12 protein-coding genes are annotated in these 18854 nt (G+C 62.1%); 2 read left to right on the forward strand and 10 right to left on the reverse strand.

The genetic code is table 11. From position 1 onward, the window contains the following. Nucleotides 1-298 precede the first annotated feature (298 nt). On the forward strand, nucleotides 299-778 hold the full coding sequence (locus NKH63_RS24100; protein WP_084642568.1) for a TadE family protein: 480 nt from the start codon (nucleotides 299-301) through the stop codon (nucleotides 776-778). Between the two features lies 1 nt (nucleotide 779). Continuing rightward, the gene (locus NKH63_RS24105; protein WP_023718443.1) at nucleotides 780-2564 is read left to right on the forward strand and encodes a pilus assembly protein TadG-related protein; all 1785 of its coding nucleotides are present in this window, start codon (nucleotides 780-782) and stop codon (nucleotides 2562-2564) included. A gap of 13 nt (nucleotides 2565-2577) precedes the next feature. On the opposite strand, the gene bglA is transcribed toward NKH63_RS24105, so the two are convergent. The 10 genes from bglA to NKH63_RS24155 all read right to left on the reverse strand — a co-directional run bounded on the left by bglA (nucleotide 2578) and on the right by NKH63_RS24155 (nucleotide 18802). After that, nucleotides 2578-4206: a beta-galactosidase BglA gene (bglA, locus tag NKH63_RS24110; RefSeq protein ID WP_352483651.1), complete on the reverse strand. Its 1629-nt coding sequence runs from the start codon at nucleotides 4204-4206 to the stop codon at nucleotides 2578-2580. After that, complete coding sequence (gene glgX / locus NKH63_RS24115) at nucleotides 4196-6199, reverse strand: glycogen debranching protein GlgX (RefSeq protein WP_023718445.1); 2004 nt, start codon at nucleotides 6197-6199, stop codon at nucleotides 4196-4198. Before glgX ends, bglA begins: the two co-directional genes overlap by 11 nt. A 253-nt stretch (nucleotides 6200-6452) precedes the next feature. Then, nucleotides 6453-8081: an alpha-D-glucose phosphate-specific phosphoglucomutase gene (locus tag NKH63_RS24120; RefSeq protein WP_023718446.1), complete on the reverse strand. Its 1629-nt coding sequence runs from the start codon at nucleotides 8079-8081 to the stop codon at nucleotides 6453-6455. A gap of 3 nt (nucleotides 8082-8084) precedes the next feature. Next, entirely contained in the window at nucleotides 8085-9530 is a 1446-nt protein-coding gene (gene glgA, locus NKH63_RS24125) for a glycogen synthase GlgA (protein WP_352483652.1), read from the reverse strand. Nucleotides 9531-9533: 3 nt separating this feature from the next. Beyond that, nucleotides 9534-10799, reverse strand: coding sequence for a glucose-1-phosphate adenylyltransferase (gene glgC / locus NKH63_RS24130; protein WP_023718448.1), 1266 nt, complete (start codon nucleotides 10797-10799; stop codon nucleotides 9534-9536). Between the two features lie 35 nt (nucleotides 10800-10834). Then, nucleotides 10835-13048: a 1,4-alpha-glucan branching protein GlgB gene (gene glgB / locus NKH63_RS24135; protein ID WP_352483653.1), complete on the reverse strand. Its 2214-nt coding sequence runs from the start codon at nucleotides 13046-13048 to the stop codon at nucleotides 10835-10837. Nucleotides 13049-13193: 145 nt separating this feature from the next. Further along, entirely contained in the window at nucleotides 13194-15662 is a 2469-nt protein-coding gene (locus NKH63_RS24140; RefSeq protein ID WP_352483654.1) for a glycogen/starch/alpha-glucan phosphorylase, read from the reverse strand. Nucleotides 15663-15828: 166 nt separating this feature from the next. Further along, nucleotides 15829-16617, reverse strand: coding sequence for an ATP-binding cassette domain-containing protein (locus NKH63_RS24145; protein ID WP_023718451.1), 789 nt, complete (start codon nucleotides 16615-16617; stop codon nucleotides 15829-15831). Beyond that, complete coding sequence (locus NKH63_RS24150; protein WP_023718452.1) at nucleotides 16614-17696, reverse strand: ABC transporter permease; 1083 nt, start codon at nucleotides 17694-17696, stop codon at nucleotides 16614-16616. Before NKH63_RS24150 ends, NKH63_RS24145 begins: the two co-directional genes overlap by 4 nt. Before the next feature lie 89 nt (nucleotides 17697-17785). Further along, nucleotides 17786-18802: a sugar ABC transporter substrate-binding protein gene (locus NKH63_RS24155; protein WP_023718453.1), complete on the reverse strand. Its 1017-nt coding sequence runs from the start codon at nucleotides 18800-18802 to the stop codon at nucleotides 17786-17788. Nucleotides 18803-18854 lie beyond the last annotated feature (52 nt).

Below are 18854 nucleotides of genomic sequence, written 5' to 3' on the forward strand. Positions count from 1 at the left end.
TTTCGAGCGCGCAGCCGGTTCCCTTTCCGGCAGCTGGTGGCCAAACAGTAACGTGGAGATTTTTTATTTCAACAGACTCTCGGGGTCACCCAAAGTAAGGGGGCCGGGGCAGCCGCTTTGCGAACCGCCAATCAATGATCGAAAGCATGAGTTTGGCTGGGTTTCCTGGCCAGAACGCCGATAATCTGGCTGATCATTTCAGTTTACCGGAATGTATTAATTGGTTCTTAGGCAACCAAGGGTTACAAATCCCGATGGGTTCGGCACATCGACCTTTATGGTCCAACGGGCAAGGGCAATGAACAAGATAGACAGTAATACTGTCACATTAAAGCGTAAAATATTGCGCCCAATAAGGGCAAATCTACGCAAAATTGGAGAAGAATCCGGAACTTCCGCGGTCGAATTCGCCCTGCTTTCCCCGATCTTTATCCTGCTCGTACTCGGAATGGTTGCATATGGTATCTATTTTGGTGCAAGCAACTCGTTGCAGCAAATCGCCGCCGATGCCGCCCGTACTGCAATTGCCGGATTGAACCAAACCGAGCGCCAGGCGCTGGTGGCGGGTTTCGTCAAAAACAATGCCAGTGGATACCCGTTCGTCGATTCCGGCAAGCTGACCTATCAGGCGACGGACAGCACGGCCGACGGAAATCAGTTCGTCGTGTCGATCCAGTACGATGCCAGCAACCTGCCGATCTGGAACCTGTTGCCCAGCCTTGCGATGCCGCAAACCACGATCTCGCGCAGGTCTACCATCAGGATTGGAGGCATTTGAAATGTCGCAGTTCTTGCTGAGGGGCATCGGGCGGATCGCTCGCTCCATCGTTGGCGACAAGAAGGCGAACTTTGCCGTCATGACGGCGCTGATAGCGCCATTCGCGCTGGGGCTGGCGGCCTTCGCTGTCGACGAAGGTTCGATCTACACGGAGCGCAGGGAAGCCCAGGCGATGACCGATCTGGCGGCGATCACCGCGGCGTCGAACATCAACAATATGGAAGCCGCGGCGGTAACCACGCTCAGTGACAACCGAATGCCCGGCATCATTGTTCAAAAGCCGGGTGAGACAATCGTTCCCACGGTTGGGAAAACCGTCGTGTCCGTCACCGGCGGCCGATACTCAGCGGCGTCCTCGGTCGGGGTCGACAAGCGCTTCGAAGCCGGTAAAACGCCTTACAACGCCGTTCGCGTCACTCTACACAAAATCCCCGCCCGGTATTTCGCCAGTTCGCTCATCCCTACTCCGGTTGTCGGCACCGAAGCCATTGCCAGCATGACGCCGCAAGCGATGTTCTCGGTCGGATCCAGGCTTCTCAGCGTCAACGGCGGCATCCTCAACGCGCTTCTCAGTAAGCTGCTGGGCGGAAACATCTCGCTCAGCGTCATGGACTACAACGCGCTGATTTCGGCCGACGTCAACGTGCTTTCGTTCGTCGATGCCCTTGCGGTGCAGTTGCAACTGACCGGCGTCAGCTATTCCGAAGTGCTGGCCTCGAAAGCGACGGTAGGCCAGATCGCGACCGCCATGGCCAATGCTTCGGGGACGGGCAGCGCCAGCAAACTTGTCCTACAGACAATCGCGTCGAGGGCTACCAACACGGCCAAGATACCGCTCAATCATCTTGTCGACCTTGGTTCGATCGGCAAGCTCGGCCTCGGACAAAAGTCTCCAGGCTTTTCCGTCGACGCAAGCGCGATGGGCATGCTGGGTGCCGCCGCCTCGCTGGCCAATGGCTCAAACCAGGTCCAGGTCGATCTCGGCGCCACTATTCCGGGACTTACCTCCACCACGCTCGCCGTCGCCATCGGTGAACCGATGCAATATTCACCCTGGCTGGCCGTCGGGGAAAAAGGCACCGTGGTGCGCACTGCGCAGACACGAATCAAGCTGGTCACCACAGTCGGCATCGGCAATTCCAATCTCGGCGGCGGCATCAGTCTGCTATCCGTCAACCTGCCTCTGCATGTCGAAGTCGCCTATGCGGAAGCCAAACTAACCGACATCAGCTGCCCGACGGGCCGGCCGGATAGCATCAAGGTCTCGATCGCCGCGCAGCCTGGCGTGGCCTCGCTGCACCTTGCCGCCAGCGACGCCGACAACAACCCATCGGCCTTCGCCGATTTCAGCAATCCGCAATCGTTCTCCGATGCCACGATTGCACAGGTAAGCGTGAAGCTCCTGCTGCTCACCCTCAATCTGCTCGATGTGAAGGGTTCTTCAGCACTTGCGATCACCAACAACGATCCGACCACATTGACGTTCGACAGCACCGATATCGCCAACAAGACGATAAAGACGGTTTCGACGAAGAACCTGACGCAATCGCTCACCACGTCACTGGTCAGCGGGCTGTCGCTCTCGGTCAATGCGCTGGGCCTCGGGCTGGACGTGACGGCTCTGCTCGGAACGGTGAAGCCGGCGGTGGTAACGGTTCTGAACGGCGTGACGGCGCCTGTCGACGCACTGGTTTATAACGTTCTTGCAGCGCTTGGCGTGCATGTCGGCGAGGCCGATGTCCGGGTTGTCGGCGCGACTTGCGGGCGCTCCGTACTCGTTCAATGAGATCAAATAGAGATCAGCCGATCCGGCCGAGAAAGCAGCCGAGCGGCGGCAGGGATAGAGCTCCTTCCTGCAAGACGCCGGTAGTACTGCCAAGATCTATCGGCTCTATCACATCCAGATCCGGCGGCGATTGCCAGCCGGCCGGCTCATCGGCAAAATTGAAGACGCAGAGCAGCTTTTCGTCACCGCCTTCGCGAATGAAGGCAAGGACGTCGCCCTCAGCATCGAGAAACCGGATCGAGCCTCGAACCAGCGCCGGATGCTGCTTGCGCAAGGCCAGCATCGCCCGGTAGCTCGCCAGGACGGAGGTTTGCTCGCCGTCCTGGACATCGACCGCGCGGGCGCGATGGTTTGCCGGGACCGGAAGCCACGGCTTGCCGGTTGAAAAGCCGGCATTATCGGCGCCAGCCTCCCAGACCATCGGCGTGCGGCACCCATCCCGCCCCTTGATCTCCGGCCAGAAGCGGATGCCGAAAGGATCGCGCAAATCCTCGAACGCCAGTTCGGCCTCCTCCAGCCCGAGCTCCTCGCCCTGATAGAGGCAGATCGACCCGCGCAGGCAAGAAAGCAGCACGATTGAGAATTTCGCCACGCTGTCCGGATCGCCGCCCGGCCTTGTCCAGCGGCTGACATGGCGCACGACATCGTGGTTGGAGAATGCCCAGCAAACCCAGCCGTCGAACACCGTACTCTCGAAGGCCTCGACACAACCGCGCACATGCGCCGCGGAGAATTGCGGGCCAAGCAGGTCGAACGTGTAGGACATTTGGAGCTTGTCGCCGCCGCCCGTGTAGGCGGCAAGTGTCTGCAACGAACGGCTTTCGTCACCAATCTCGCCGACCGCGGCGCGGCCTTCGTACTCGTTAAGCAACGCCCGGAAGCGCCTGAGAAAAGCCAGGTTTTCCGGCTGCGTCTTGTCGAACAGATGCTCCTGGTAAAAATAGGGGCTGGTTGCCGTATTGGTGCCGGCGACGCTTTCCGCCAAAGGCGGGTTGCTGCGGAGCCAGCGGTCGTGGACGTAATAGTTGACGGTATCCAGCCGGAAACCGTCGACGCCACGCTCGAGCCAGAACCGCACCGTTTCCAGCAAGGCGTCCTGCACCTGCGGATTGTGGAAATTCAGGTCCGGCTGCGAGGCGAGGAAATTATGCAGGTAATATTGCCTGCGCGTTGCGTCCCATTCCCAGGCGGGGCCGCCGAAAAGCGACAGCCAGTTGTTGGGCGCGGTGCCGTCGGGCTTCGCATCGGCCCAGACGTACCAGTCGGCCTTGGCGTTATCGCGGCTCGTGCGGCTTTCGACGAACCATTCGTGCCGATCCGACGAATGTGACAAGACCTGGTCGATGATCACTTTCAGGCCGAGCCGGTGCGCCTCTGCAATCAGCGCGTCGAAATCCTCTGATGTGCCGAACATCGGATCGACGGCGCAGTAATCCGATACGTCGTAGCCCATGTCGGCCATTGGCGACTTGAAGAAAGGCGACAGCCAAACGGCGTCGACACCGAGCGATGCGACATTGGCCAGCCTCGAGGTGATGCCGAGGAGATCGCCGCTACCGTCGCCTGTCGTGTCCTGGAAGGAGCGCGGGTAGATCTGGTAGATGACGCAGCCGCGCCACCATTGGGCATTGTCAGCCATCATGGCTCTCCCCTGCGCCCGCCTGCGCGGCCCTGCTTTCGATCATGAATATGACCGTTCGCCCCAAAACCGGCCGTGAGATATCGCCACTATCCGTTTCGATGGCTGGGCACCAATGAAAACCCGCCCGTTCCGGCAGCGTGAACATGCAGGCCCGACGGTCACCATTGATGATCACGGCAAGGCGACCGTCCTCATCGCCGAGAACCATGACCAGCCGATGCCGCCTAGGATCGTGCCAGGCTGCTTCGTCGAGCGGCACGCCGGTTTCGCTCAGCCAGACGACGTCAGCTATTTCCGAGCCGGCCGCAGGCTCGCCGGTGAGAAAGCTTGCGTCCAAAAGCGCCGGCGCGGCACGACGCATCTTGGCGAGCAGAGCCGTGTACCGCTCCAGCGCCCGGTCGCGCCCGGCCCAGTCGAGCCAGGTGATGTCATTGTCCTGCGCGTAGGCGTTGTTGTTGCCGCGCTGCGTGCGGCCGAATTCGTCGCCGGCCGTCAGCATGATCGTGCCGCGCGAGGCAAAGAGCGTCGCCAGCAGTGCGCGTTGGTCATCGAAACGGGCCGTAACGATTGACTGGTCGTCGGTCTGGCCCTCGACGCCATTGTTCCAGGACAGGTTGTCGTCGTGGCCGTCGCGGTTCTGTTCGCCATTGGCCTCGTTGTGCTTGTGTTCATAGGCAACGATGTCGGCCAGTGTCATCCCGTCATGTGCGGCGATGAAATTGATGCTGCGGACCGTTGCCTGGCCTGGTTTGGCAAAGACATCGGACGACCCCGCAAGCCGCGTCGCCAGCGCACCGATCATGCCGCCGTCGCCGCGCCAGAAGCGGCGGATATCATCACGGTATTTGTCGTTCCATTCGAGGAAGGGCGGCGGAAAATTGCCGAGCTGATAGCCATCCGGTCCGATGTCCCAGGGCTCAGCGACCAGCACACGGTCGGCAAGAACTGGGTCGTTGCGAATGGCGTTCAGCAGCGGCGCATCGGCGTCGAAAACGCCGTCGACGCGGCCAAGGATCGGCGCCAGGTCAAAGCGGAACCCGTCGACACCGGCGTGCTGGACAAAGTGGCGAAGCGTGTCGAGGACCATTTCCCGGACGACCGGATGATCGCAGGCAACCATATTGCCGGTTCCGGTGTCATTGACCAGAGCGCCGTCGGCCTCGTGCCGGTAGTAGGCGCGGTTGTCGAGCCCGCGCAGCGACAATGTCGGGCCGAGCCGGTCGCTTTCGCCGGTGTGGTTGAACACCAGGTCGAGAATGGTACCGATGCCGGCCTCGCGCAGCGCGGCGACCGTTTCGCGCAGCTCAGCCAGACCGCCGGGCGCCAGTCGCGGATCCAGCGCCATGAAGGTCACGGGATTGTAGCCCCAGGCGTTGCCCAGCCCGAGCGGCGGCAAATGCCGTTCGTCGATCGATGCAGTCACCGGCATCAACTCCACGGCTGCAACGCCGAGTTTTTGCAGATGCTCGACAACAAGAGGATGAGCGAGGGCTGCAATGGTGCCGCGTTGCTTCTCGGGAATGTCGGGATGCAGCTTTGTGAAGGCGCGCACCTGCACCTCGTAGATGAGGCCGCCGGGCCTAAACAGAGGCGGCAAGGCGGGCAAGGGTTCCGGCAAGGCGCCGGCAATGGCCTTCGGCATCAGCGACGCCGTGTCGCCCCCCTCGCCCTGGCGTGCGGCGAGCCGGCCGTCATAGGCATAGGGTCTGTCGATCTCGACGGCATAGGGATCGGCCAGCAGCTTGTCGGGATCGAACCAGAGCCCCTGTTCCGGCGCGTAGTCGCCATCGGCGCGGAACCCGTATCGGGTGCCGGCGGCGAGACCGGCAACAAAAAGCGTATGCACGCCGTCGCCCTCGGGCTGCAGTTCAAGCCGGTCGATCTCGCGCCTTCCTCGCTCGTCGAAAATCGAGACCCAGATGCGCCGAGCCGACGAGGACCATACGGCGAAGCGAATGCCTTCTTTGGTGATGGTTGCGCCGAGTTGGCTCACGCGCGCTCACAGCAGCAGGTCGTAGACAGTTTGAGGCGTTGCCAGGTTAGCTCCCCCTTCTCCCCTTGTGGGAGAAGGTGTCGCCGAAGGCGACGGATGAGGGGTGCTCCAGCTTGGCGCGGACGGCATTCCTTCCAACACCCCTCATCCGTCTCGGCGCTTCGCGCCGATCCACCGCCCGGGGGCGAGCCACGGGTCTCGCCCCGTCCTTCGGACCCCACAAGGGGAGAAGGAAAGGCGCGCCGCTCCAAGCTCACGTAATCACGCTCGGCTTGGCGCGGCCGGTATGGCTGCGAATCCCGGCAATGTCGTCGGCCGCCGCAATCAGATCGGCAAGCGCCTCCTGGGTGTCGAGATCGTGGCGGCTCTTGTCTGGCTCGTAGCGCTCGAAATAAAGGCGCAGCGTCGCGCCCGAGGTGCCGGTGCCGGACAGGCGGAAGACGACGCGCGAGCCGCCTTCGAACAATACTCTTATGCCCTGGTTCTTGCTGACCGAGCCGTCGACCGGATCGTGATAGGCGAAATCGTCGGCGCTGGCGATTGTCATGCCGCGCACGCTGGTGCCCGGCAGCGAGCCAAGTTTGCCGCGCAGTTCGTCGACAAGCGCATTGGCGCGATCGGTCTCGACCTCCTCGTAATCGTGGCGCGAATAGTAGTTGCGCCCATAGGCCGCCCAATGCTCGGTGACGATCTGCCTGGCGCTTTCGCCGCGCGCGGCAAGGATGTTGAGCCACAAAAGCACGGCCCACAGGCCGTCCTTTTCGCGGACATGATTGGAGCCGGTCCCCGCACTCTCCTCGCCGCAGATCGTCGCCATGCCGGCATCGAGCAGATTGCCGAAAAACTTCCAGCCGGTTGGCGTTTCATAGATGCCGATGCCGAGCTTTTCGGCGACCCGGTCGGCAGCACCGCTGGTCGGCATCGAACGGGCGATGCCTTTCAGCCCGGCCTTGTAACCCGGAGCCAGATGGGCATTGGCGGCGAGCATCGCCACCGAATCCGACGGGGTGATGAAAATGCCCTTGCCGATGATCAGGTTGCGGTCGCCGTCGCCGTCGGAGGCCGCGCCAAAGTCGGGCGCATCCGGCCCCATCATCTCGTCGTAGAGGTGTTTTGCATGCACCAGATTGGGATCGGGATGGTGGCCGCCGAAATCCGGCAGCGGGATAAAATTACGAGCGGTGCCGTTCGGCGCCCCTAGCCGGTTTTCGAGGATCTCCTTGGCATAGGGGCCGGTCACCGCATGCATGGCGTCGAAGCGCATGCGGAAGCCTGATTTGAACAACGCCCGCAAGGCATTGAAATCGAACAGGCTTTCCATCAGTTCGGCATAGTCGGCGACCGGATCGATGATCTCGACGGTCATGTCTCCTGCCTCGACCGTGCCGATCGTGTCGATGTCGACCGGTCGGATATCGGCGATCTTGAAGCTCGAAATCACCTTGGTTTTTTCGAAGATCGCGTCGGTCAGCTTTTCCGGCGCCGGGCCGCCATTGCCGGCATTGTACTTGATGCCGAAATCCTCATGCGGGCCACCCGGATTGTGGCTGGCGGACAGGATGATGCCGCCGAAGGTCTTGTATTTGCGGATGACATGCGAAGCGGCCGGCGTGGATAAGATACCGCCCTGCCCGACCATCACCTTGCCAAAGCCGTTTGCCGCGGCCATGGCGATGGCCTTCTGGATGACCTCGCGGTTATAAAAGCGGCCGTCGCCGCCGATCACCAGGGTCTTGCCTTCGAACCCGTCCAGCGCGTCGAAGATCGACTGGATGAAGTTCTCGGCATAGTGCTCCTGCTGGAACACCGGGACCTTTTTACGCAGCCCGGAGGTGCCGGGCTTCTGGTCGGGATAGGGTTTGGTGGCGACAGTGCGGATCATCAGTCAGGCAGCCCTTTTCGAAAGCAACAAGCGATAGAGTCGGACATATTTTTCGGCGCTTTTGTCCCACGACACGTCGGCCTTCATGCCTTGCCGCTGCATCGACGCCCACACCGCGGGATTGGCATGCGCTTCGACAAGGCGGCGGATGGCGTGCAGCAGGGCGCCAGCAATGGGGGGCGCAAACTGGAAGCCGGTCGCCACGCCGGCAGAGATGGCGGCTTCGTTGGCATCGATAACCGTGTCGGCAAGGCCGCCGGTACGCGCGACGACCGGCACGCAGCCATAGCGCAGGCCGTAAAGCTGCGTCAGCCCGCAAGGTTCGAAGCGCGACGGGATAATGATGGCGTCGCAGCCGCCCTGCATGGTGTGGGAGAGCCCCTCGTCATAGCCGACGACGACGCCAATGCGACCACGATGGCGGGCTGCGGCGGCAAGCAACGCGCCTTCGAGCCCGGCGTCGCCAGACCCAAGGATTGCCAGCCGTGCACCTGCCGCGACGATACCGTCGACGGCGGCCGCCAATATGTCCATGCCCTTTTGCCAGGTCAGCCGGCTGACAACGCAGACGATCGGGCTGTCATCGCGATCGAGGCTGAAACGGTCCTCGACCGCGGCCTTGTTGGGCATTCGCGCCTTAAGCGTCTTTGCCGTGTAGTTGGAGACCAGATGCGTGTCGGTTTCCGGGTTCCAGATCTCGGTATCGATGCCGTTGACGATGCCATGGAGATCGACGGAGCGCATGTTGATCAGGCCGTCGAGGCCCATGCCGAATTCGGGCAAGCGGATTTCCTGCGCATAGGTCGGGCTGACCGTGGTGATCGCCCAGGCGGCCTGCAGGCCGGCCTTGAGGAAGCCGACGCCGCCATAATATTCGACGCCGTCGAGCGCCATCGCCGCCGCCGGCAGGCCAAGCTCGCCAAAGATGCCGGCGCCGAACTGGCCCTGGAAGGCGAGGTTATGGACGGTGATCATCGACGGCGTGCCGACCGCCTTGCCGTAGCGCATATAGGCGAGTGTCATTGCCGACTGCCAGTCATGGGCATGGACGATATCGGGCAGGTAGCCGGAGATGGCGCCGGCAGCAATATCACCGCCGACCTGGCTCAAGGCCGCGAACCGCCGCCAATTGTCCGGCCAGTCGGCGCCGGCCGCGTTGCCGTACGGGCCGCCGGGACGGTCGAAAAGATGCGGCGCGTCGAGCACAAACAGGTCGAGCCCGGCGATCTGGACGGCATGCACCGAAGCCTTCCCACCCTGCAGCAATGGATATTGCTGAACCGCCTTCTTTTTCCTGAAGGCGCCCATCACCTGAGGATAGCCGGGGACGAGCGTGCGCATGTTGACGCCGTTGCCGGCCAATGCCACGGGCAAGGCGCCAGTCACGTCGGCGAGCCCTCCGGTTTTGACCAGCGGAAAGATCTCGGGCGCCACCGACAGAACCTGCATGCACTACGATCCCAGCCTGTTGACCATGTCCTGCGTGACCAGGCAGATGCCTTTTTCCGAAACGCGGAAACGCTTGGCGTCGAGGACAGGATCCTCGCCGACCACCAGCCCCTCCGGGATCCTGACGCCGTGATCGATGACCACGCGCTTCAGCCTGGCGTTGCGGCCGACATGGACGTCGGGCAGCATGACGACCTCCTCCAGCGTCGAATAGGAATTGATGCGCGCGCCGGTGAAGATCAGGCTTCGCTTCAGCGAAGCGCCCGAAACGATGCAATCGCCCGACACGAGAGACGACACGGCCGACCCGCGGCGGCCATCTTCGTCATGCACGAACTTTGCCGGCGGCTTCAACTCGGCGTAGGTCCAGATCGGCCAGTCGCGGTCGTAGAGGTCGAGTTCCGGCGTGATGTCGGTCAGGTCGATATTGGCTTCCCAATAGGCGTCGACCGTGCCGACGTCGCGCCAATAGGCTTCGTTCTCGGCGGTCGAGCGCACGCATGATTTGGCGAAGCGATGCGCGATCGCCTTTCCGTGTTCGACGATGTAGGGGATGATGTCCTTGCCGAAGTCGCGGCTGGAGCCGGGCTCCGCCGCATCGCGACGCAATTGCTCCATCAGGAACTTGGTCTTGAACACATAGATGCCCATCGAGGCCAGCGCAAAATCCGGCTTGTCGGGAATGCCCGGCGGATCGGCGGGCTTTTCGATGAAGGAGATGATGGTGTCCTTGGTGTCGACATGCATGACGCCGAAGCCGGTGGCTTCCATGCGCGGCACTTCGAGGCAGCCGACGGTGACATCGGCGCCGGCCTCTACATGCTGGCGCAGCATCAATTCGTAATCCATCTTGTAGACGTGGTCGCCGGCCAGGATGACCATGTATTCCGGCCCATAGGCCTCGATGATGTCGATGTTCTGGTACACGGCGTCGGCGGTGCCCTCATACCACTGTGTTTCCGACACACGCTGGCTGGCCGGCAAGATGTCGAAACTCTCGTTGCGCTCGGGCCGCAGGAAGTTCCAGCCGCGCTGCAGGTGGCGGATCAGCGAATGCGCCTTGTACTGGGTGGCGACGCCGAGGCGGCGGATACCGGAATTGAGCGCATTGGACAGCGCGAAATCGATGATGCGGGTCTTGCCGCCGAAATAGACCGCCGGCTTGGCGCGGCGGTCGGTCAGTTCCTTGAGCCGGCTGCCACGGCCGCCGGCCAGCACATAAGCCATGGCGTCGCGTGCCAGCGGCTGTGTTCGTTTTGTTTCAGCCATTCCTATCCTCCCAGGTTAGATGCTCCAGACATAGCTCAGTCCGGGACGAATTCGAGCATGATCGTCGACAGCGGCGGCAAAAGCATCGTCGCCGAAATGCCTCCTCCTTCCGCCCGAGCCTCGACGAGGCCGCTGTTGCCCTTGCCGGAACCGCCATAGTCCGTGGCGTCGGTGTTGATGATCTCGCGCCATTTTCCGGTCTGCGGCAACGGCACGCGGTAATTGTCGCGCGGCACCGGCGTGAAGTTGGAAATGACGGCGACCGGGTTGCCGCCCGGCGCGCTGCGCAGCCAAGCGAACACCGAATTCGCGCTGTCATCGACGATCAGCCAGGAAAAGCCCTCCGGCTCGCAGTCGCGGGCATGCAGCGCCGGGCGCGAGCGGTAGAGATAGTTGAGATCGCGCACCGTCTGCCAGACACCACGGTGGAGCCGGAAATCGAGCAGGTTCCAGTCGAGCGCGCGCGCCTCGCTCCACTCGCGGCGTTGCGCGAACTCCTGGCCCATGAACAACAGCTTCTTGCCGGGATAGCCCCACATGAAGGCGTAATAGGCGCGCAGCGTCGCGAATTTCTGCCAGTCGTCGCCGGCCATCTTGTTAAGCAGCGTTCCCTTGCCGTGCACCACCTCGTCATGGGACAGCGGCAGCACGAAGTTCTCGCTGAAGGCGTAGACCAGGCCGAAGGTGATGTCGTTGTGGTGATGCTTGCGGAAGATCGGCTCCTTGGAGAAATACTCCAGAGTGTCGTGCATGAAGCCCATGTTCCACTTGAAACCGAAGCCCAGTCCGCCCTCGTGCACCGGCTGCGAGACTTTCGGCCACGAGGTCGATTCCTCGGCGATGGTCATCACACCCGGATGGTGGCCGTAGACCTCCTTGTTCATCCGTTGCAGGAAGCTGACCGCTTCCAGGTTCTCGCGCCCGCCCCTCTCGTTGGGAATCCATTCACCAGCCTTGCGCGAATAATCGAGATAAAGCATCGAGGCGACCGCATCGACGCGCAGACCGTCGACGTGATATTTCTCTGCCCAGAACAGCGCATTGTTGACAAGAAACGAGACCACCTCGCGACGACCAAAATTGTAGATCGCGGTGTTCCAGTCGGGATGGAAGCCCTTGCGCGGATCGGCATGTTCGTAGAGTGCGGTGCCGTCGAACTTTGCCAGACCGTGTTCGTCAACCGGGAAATGCGCCGGCACCCAGTCGAGGATGACGCCGATGCCGGCGCGGTGGGCACCGTCGACGAAGCGGGCAAAACCGTCCGGATCGCCAAAGCGGGCGCTCGGCGCATAGAGACCGGTCGTCTGGTAGCCCCAGGACGGGTCATAGGGGTGTTCGGAGATCGGCATGAATTCGATATGGGTGAAACCCGTCTCGACCACATAGGGGATCAGCCGGTCGGCGAGCTCGTCCCATGACAGGAAGCTGCCGTCGTCGTGAAGCCGCCATGAGCCGGCATGGACCTCGTAGATCGATACGGCTTCGCGCCTGTGGTCGGCATTGCGCCAGTAGTTCCGGTGCGCCTCGTCGCCCCATTCATGCACCGGCGGCAGCGCCGTCACCGAGGCGGTAGCCGGGCGCAGTTCGGATTTGAAGGCGAACGGATCTGCCTTGAGCGGCAATCTCACGCCATCCGGCCCGATGATCTCGTATTTATAAGGGCGGCCGGCGCCGATGTCGGGAATGAACAGCTCCCAGATACCGGTATCGCGGCGGTCGCGCATGGTGTGCCTGCGGCCGTCCCACTCGTTGAAGTCGCCGACCACCGAGACACGCCTTGCATTGGGCGCCCACACCGCAAAATGTACGCCCGATGCACCCTCATGGTCGATGAGATGAGCGCCGAGCTTGTCGAACAGCCTGAGATGCGATCCTTCGGCGATGTAATAATCGTCCAGCGGGCCGAGCACGGGGCCGAAGGAATATGGATCGGTCAGCCACCAGTCGCCGCCGGCGTTCCTGGCGTGATAGCGCAGCGGCTGGCGTTTGCGCAGCGACAGTTTGCCCTCGAAGAAGCCGCGATCGTCGCGTCTCGACAGCTCGCCGGCCTTCTTGCCGGTCAGCGTATAGGCGGTGACGGACTCGGCATGAGGGACGAAGCAGCGGCCGACAAAGCCCTTCCCCGCCTCATGCACGCCAAGCACGGAGAACGGGTCGCCATGCGTGCCGGCGACAATCGCCGCGACATCGCCGGCTGGCGCCAGTCCGTCCGGCCCGCTTGTCGCAACGGTCGCGCGCGGCTTGCTCATCAGGCAGTGTCCCTCCTCGGGCACCAAGTGCGTGTTTCTAGTGAAGTTTTGAATTCGACAGTCGCAGGCCGCCTGACCTTCCAAGGGATGCGAAGGTCAAATCACTCCACTAGGGCCACATTGTTCCTGGTCTCATGCAATCACATCAGGCGGGCACGTGCCAGATGTCTTTCGCATATTGGCGGATCGTGCGGTCGGACGAGAACCAGCCGACGCGGGCGACATTGCGGATGGCTCTGGCGTACCAGTCCGGGCTGTTGCGCCAGACGGCATCGACGTCGCGCTGGGTGGCGGCGTAGGCATCGAAATCCGCAGCGACCATGAACCAGTCGCTCTGGTAAAGGCCGTTGATCAGGTCGCGATAACGGTCCGGATCGTCAGGCGAAAAGACCCCGGACGAAACCGCGGCAAGCGCCTGCGCCAATTCAGGCGATCCCTCGATTACGGCGCGCGGATCGTAACCATTGTTGCGCCGCTCGGCGACCTCATCAGTGGTCAGGCCGAAGATGAAGATGTTGTCGTCGCCGACGCATTCCTTGATCTCGACATTGGCGCCGTCGAGCGTGCCGATGGTCAGCGCGCCGTTCAGCGCGAACTTCATGTTGCCGGTGCCGGACGCTTCCATGCCGGCGGTCGATATCTGCTCCGAAAGATCGGCGGCCGGCATCATGATCTCGGCTAGGCTGACATTGTAGTTCGGCACGAACACCACTTTCAGCAAGCCGCGCACCGCCGGGTCGCGGTTGATGACCCGGGCGACGTCGTTGGCAAGTTTGATGATCAGCTTGGCGTTGTGATAGCTGGGCGCCGCCTTGCCGCCGAAGAACTTGACGCGGGGCATCCAGTCGCGCTCCGGATGCGAGCGGATCTGGTCGTAAAGCGCGACCGCTTCGAGAATGTTCAAGAGCTGGCGCTTGTATTCGTGGATGCGCTTGACCTGGATGTCGAACAGCGCCGAGGGGTCCACCTTGATGCCGAGCCGGTCGGCAACGAGATTGGCAAGCCTCGTCTTGTTCGCCCGTTTGACAGCGGCGAACTTGTCGCGGAAGGCAGCGTCCTCGGCGAAAGGATCGAGCAGCTTTATCTCGTGGATGTCGTCGAGGAAGCCGTCGCCGATCGCCTCTCGGGTGAGTGCCGTGAGGCCGGGATTGCACTGTATCAGCCAGCGCCGCGGTGTGATCCCGTTGGTCTTGTTGTTGATGCGATCCGGGTAGAGCCTGTGGAGGTCGGCAAACACCGTCTCCTTCATCAATTCCGTATGCAGTGCCGAGACGCCGTTGATCGAGTGCGAGCCGACAAAGGCCAGATTGCCCATACGCACGCGGCGATCGCCATTTTCCTGGATCAGCGAGATGCGGCTGATCTGCTCGTCCGAGAACTGGTCGGAGACGCGCGCCTCGAGCAGCACCTCGGCGTTGATGGCGTAGACGATCTGCATGTGGCGCGGCAACAGCCGCTCGAATAGCGGCACGGGCCAGCTTTCCAGCGCTTCGGGCAGCAGCGTGTGGTTGGTGTAGCCGAAGGTGCGCTTGGTGATGCTCCACGCCTGGTCGAAATCCATGCCGTGGACATCCATCAACAGGCGCATCAGCTCGGGGACGGCGATGGCCGGATGGGTGTCGTTGAGATGGATCGCCGCCTTGTCGGGCAGCGATTGCAGGTCGCCATACTGGCTGAGATGACGCTGAAGGATGTCCTGCAGCGAGGCGGTGGAGAAGAAATACTCCTGCCTGAGCCGCAACTCCTGGCCTGCCTTGTGGGAATCGGCCGGGTAAAGGACGCGCGACAGCGCATCGGCCTTGTTGCTCTCGGCGAGCGCGCCGATGTGATCGCCGGCGTTGAACTTGTCGAGCAGGATCGGATCGACCGGCATGCCGGACCACAGACGCAGCGTGTTGACGCGGTTGGCCCGCCAGCCAACCACCGGGGTATCGTAAGCAACGGCCAGAACATGTTCGGTCGGCTTCCAGACATGGCGCTCGAGCCTGCCATCCTTCGAGGTGATCGATTCCACCGAGCCGCCGAAGCCGACCTCGAAGGAGCGTTCGCGGCGTTCGAACTCCCAAGGATTGCCGTGATCGAGCCATGTCTCGGGCAGTTCGACTTGCCAGCCGTCATGGATCTCCTGCCGAAACATGCCGTTGGCGTAGCGAATGCCATAGCCATGCGCGGGGATATCGACGGTAGCCATGCTTTCCATGAAGCAGGCGGCGAGCCGGCCAAGGCCGCCATTGCCAAGGGCAGCGTCCGGTTCGAGCGCAGCAATGATGTCGAGGTCGACGCCAAGTGACGACAGCGCCTCGCGCATATTGTCCATCAGGCCGAGATTGGAGAAGGCATCGCGCATCAAGCGGCCGATGAGGAATTCCAGTGACAGGTAATAGACGCGCTTTTCCTGCTGGGCGTAGGCCTCTTGGGTCGCCTGCATCCAATGATCGACGATGCGGTCGCGCACAACCTTGATCGAGGCGGTGAGCCAATCGTACTGGGTTGCAACGTTGGTGCCCTTGCCGACCCTGTATTTGAGGGCCTGCAAGACTTCGTCGGCGAGCGTCTTGGGATCCGGGTTTTCGAGGGTGGGCAGAGGAGCTTCGGTTGTCATCGCGCGCGTCATGCTGCCTCTCGTGACGTTGCCAGGATCATGCGGCTTTCACCATCTCCGCCAATGCTAATGCATCCCACCGGATGTTCAATGGATTCAGGCGACCGCAAGCCGGGTTGCCCTGCGGCAATTTGGCATTGAAACACCGCGCCCTCAGCGGCGGGCCTCAAGTTCTTGTTCAGGCCGCCAGCGCCGCCTCCGGCGGGACCTTGGCGCCGGTCATGAAGGCGACCGCGTCGGACATCGTATATTGCTTCGGATCGATGACGCACAGGCGACGGCCGAGCCGATGAATGTGAATGCGGTCCGCCACCTCGAAGACATGCGGCATATTGTGTGAAATCAGCACGATCGGCAGGCCTCGGCGTTTGACGTCGAGTATCAGTTCGAGCACGCGGCGGCTCTCCTTGACGCCGAGCGCGGCCGTCGGCTCATCCATGATGACCATCTTCGAGCCGAACGCCGCGGCGCGCGCCACCGCCACGCCCTGGCGTTGACCGCCGGAGAGAGTTTCCACCGCCTGGCTGATGTTCTGGATGGTCATCAGGCCAAGTTCGGTCAGCTTGTCGCGGGCGCGCTTTTCCATCGCCGGACGGTCGAGCATGCGCAGCCAGCTGCCAAGAAAGCCCGGCTTGCGGATCTCGCGGCCGAGAAACATGTTGTCGGCGATGGACAGCGCCGGCGACAGCGCCAGGTTCTGGTAGACGGTCTCGATGCCGGCTTCGCGGGCCTCCATCGGCGATTTGAATGCAATAGGCTTGCCTTCAAGCCGGATCTCGCCTTCGTCGGGCACGACCGCGCCGGAAATCGCCTTGATAAGCGACGACTTGCCGGCGCCGTTGTCGCCGATGACAGCAAGGATTTCGCCCGGATAGAGATCGAAATCGGCATTGTCGAGGGCGGTGACGCGACCGTAGCGTTTGACCAGGCTGCGGGCGGTAAGGATCGGTTCCTGAGTCTGGTTCATGCCGAGATCTTCCTGATCCACTGGTCGATACCAACAGCGATGATGATAAGGGCGCCGACAGACAATTGCGTCCATTGGGGATCTGTCCCCCAAAGCCTGAGGCCGAGCGCGAACACCCCGACGATCAGCGCACCGAAGATGGTCCCGAGGATGGAACCGCGGCCGCCGAACAGTGATGTGCCGCCAATCACCACGGCGGTAATCGAATTGATGTTCTCGAACTGCCCGGCCTGCGGCGAGACCGATCCGATGCGTCCGATCAAGGCCCAGCCGGCGATGGCACAAATGATGCCGGTCAGGGTATAGACCGTGACCAGCATCCGGCTGACGCGCACCCCCGACAGTTCCGCAGCTTCCGGGTCGTCGCCGACTGCGTAGACATGCCGGCCCCATGCGGTGTGATTGAGCACGTACCAGGCAATTGCCCCCATGATCAGCACCAACAGCACGCCATAGGTGAAGACTGCGCCGCCGATCCTGAACGAGCCGCCGAAAAACTGCAGCAGCGGTGCCGTCGCCTCGAGATCCTGGCTGCGGATGGTCTCGTTGCCGGAATAGATGAAGTTGATGGCAGCGTAGATCGACCAGGTGCCGAGCGTCACGATGAAGGGCGGCAGTTTCACCCAGGCGATGAGAATGCCGTTGATCAAGCCGCAAATCGCGCCGACAAGCAGCCCGATGGCAACGGCGACCGGCGCTGGAACACCGTAATGCATGGCAAACTGGCCCATAACAACCGAGCTCAGCACCATGATGGCGCCGACTGACAGGTCGATGCCGGCGGTGAGCACCACCAGTGTCTGCGCGATGCCGACCATGCCGGTTATCGCCACCTGCTGGAGGATCAGGGTGAGGGTGAAGGGAGAAAAGAAGCGTCCGCCGACGACGACTGCGAACAGAACCACCGAGATGAGCAGGATGATCAGCGGCACCATGGCCGGGCTTTTATGCAAGCGGTGCTGGATGCTCTCCAACGTCGAGCGGGAATGCGTCTCGAATGATGCGACGCTGGCGTCGCTAGCGGCCAGGACCGTCTCGAATTCCTGCGGTCCCTTGCTCCTGGTTGTTTCGACGCTCAAGTCGGCCTCCCCGCCTGTGATGTGGAGCGGCCGAAACCGCTCCACATTCCCTATTGTTCTTTTGAAGTTGAGCCGATCAGGGGATCAAATCAACCCCAGCACTTGCTGAGGCCTTGCTTCGTGTCGATGGATTCGATGCCGGCGGCAGGCTTGTCGGTGATCAGCGTGACGCCGGTGTTGTAGAAGTTCAGACCGGGCGACGGCTCAGGCTTCTTGCCGGTGTCGGCAAAGGTCTTGATCGCCTCGATGCCGAGCGAGGCCATGAGCAATGGATATTGCTGTGAAGTGGCGCCGATCACGCCCTCGGCAACGTTCTTGACACCGGGGCAGCCGCCATCGACCGAGACAATCAGGACGTCCTTCTCCTTGCCGACGGCTTTCAGCGCCTGGTAGGCGCCCGCGGCCGCAGGTTCGTTGATGGTGTAGACGACGTTGATATCCGGATCCTTCTGCAGGCAATTCTCCATGGCAGTATGCCCGCCATCCTCATTGCCGCTCGACAGATCGTGACAGACGTTGCGTGCGTCGGTTTCGTCGCCGATCTTCTTGGGATCGCCGAGGTCGATGCCGAAGCCCTTCATGAAGCCTTGATCACGCTGGACGTCGACGGAGGGCTGGCTGGCGATCAGATCCATGTAGGCAATGTGCGCATCCTTGGCCTTGTCGCCCAAGGTAGCCTTTGCCCAGGAGCCGATAAGCTCGCCGGCCTTGAAATTGTCGGTCGCAAACGTCGCATCCGCGGCATCGGCAGGCTCGAGCTGCGTGTCGAGAGCGATCACCAGCACCCCTGCATCGCGCGCCTTCTTCACCGCCGGCACGATGGCCGCAGTGTCGGTGGCGGTGATCAAAATGCCCTTGGCGCCGTCGGCGATGCAGGATTCGATCGCCGCAACCTGGCCCTCATTGTCACCTTCCGCCTTGCCGGCATAGGCTTTCAGATCGACACCGATTTCCTTGGCTTTCGCGGCGGCACCTTCCTTCATCTTCACGAAGAAGGGATTGGTGTCGGTCTTGGTGATCAAGCAGGCGCCGACCCCGGCGGCCGATGCCGTCGACGCAAACGCCATCAGGCTCAGTCCGGCCGCGGCAAACACGGTGGATTTCAACAGTTTTGACGTGGTCACGATTTTCCTCCCATTGAACCATTTAGGATGCCGG

Origin of the sequence: Mesorhizobium sp. M0960 (genome assembly GCF_040319055.1) — a bacterium.
Classification (GTDB): domain Bacteria; phylum Pseudomonadota; class Alphaproteobacteria; order Rhizobiales; family Rhizobiaceae; genus Mesorhizobium.

Coding starts and splice junctions, on each gene's coding strand:
- NKH63_RS24100 (WP_084642568.1), top strand. CDS start 299: ATGAACAAGATAGACAGTAATACTGTCACATTAAAGCGTAAAATATTG.
- NKH63_RS24105 (WP_023718443.1), top strand. CDS start 780: ATGTCGCAGTTCTTGCTGAGGGGCATCGGGCGGATCGCTCGCTCCATC.
- bglA (WP_352483651.1), bottom strand. CDS start 4,206: ATGATGGCTGACAATGCCCAATGGTGGCGCGGCTGCGTCATCTACCAG.
- NKH63_RS24120 (WP_023718446.1), bottom strand. CDS start 8,081: ATGATCCGCACTGTCGCCACCAAACCCTATCCCGACCAGAAGCCCGGC.
- glgA (WP_352483652.1), bottom strand. CDS start 9,530: ATGCAGGTTCTGTCGGTGGCGCCCGAGATCTTTCCGCTGGTCAAAACC.
- glgC (WP_023718448.1), bottom strand. CDS start 10,799: ATGGCTGAAACAAAACGAACACAGCCGCTGGCACGCGACGCCATGGCT.
- glgB (WP_352483653.1), bottom strand. CDS start 13,048: ATGAGCAAGCCGCGCGCGACCGTTGCGACAAGCGGGCCGGACGGACTG.
- NKH63_RS24140 (WP_352483654.1), bottom strand. CDS start 15,662: ATGACGCGCGCGATGACAACCGAAGCTCCTCTGCCCACCCTCGAAAAC.
- NKH63_RS24145 (WP_023718451.1), bottom strand. CDS start 16,617: ATGAACCAGACTCAGGAACCGATCCTTACCGCCCGCAGCCTGGTCAAA.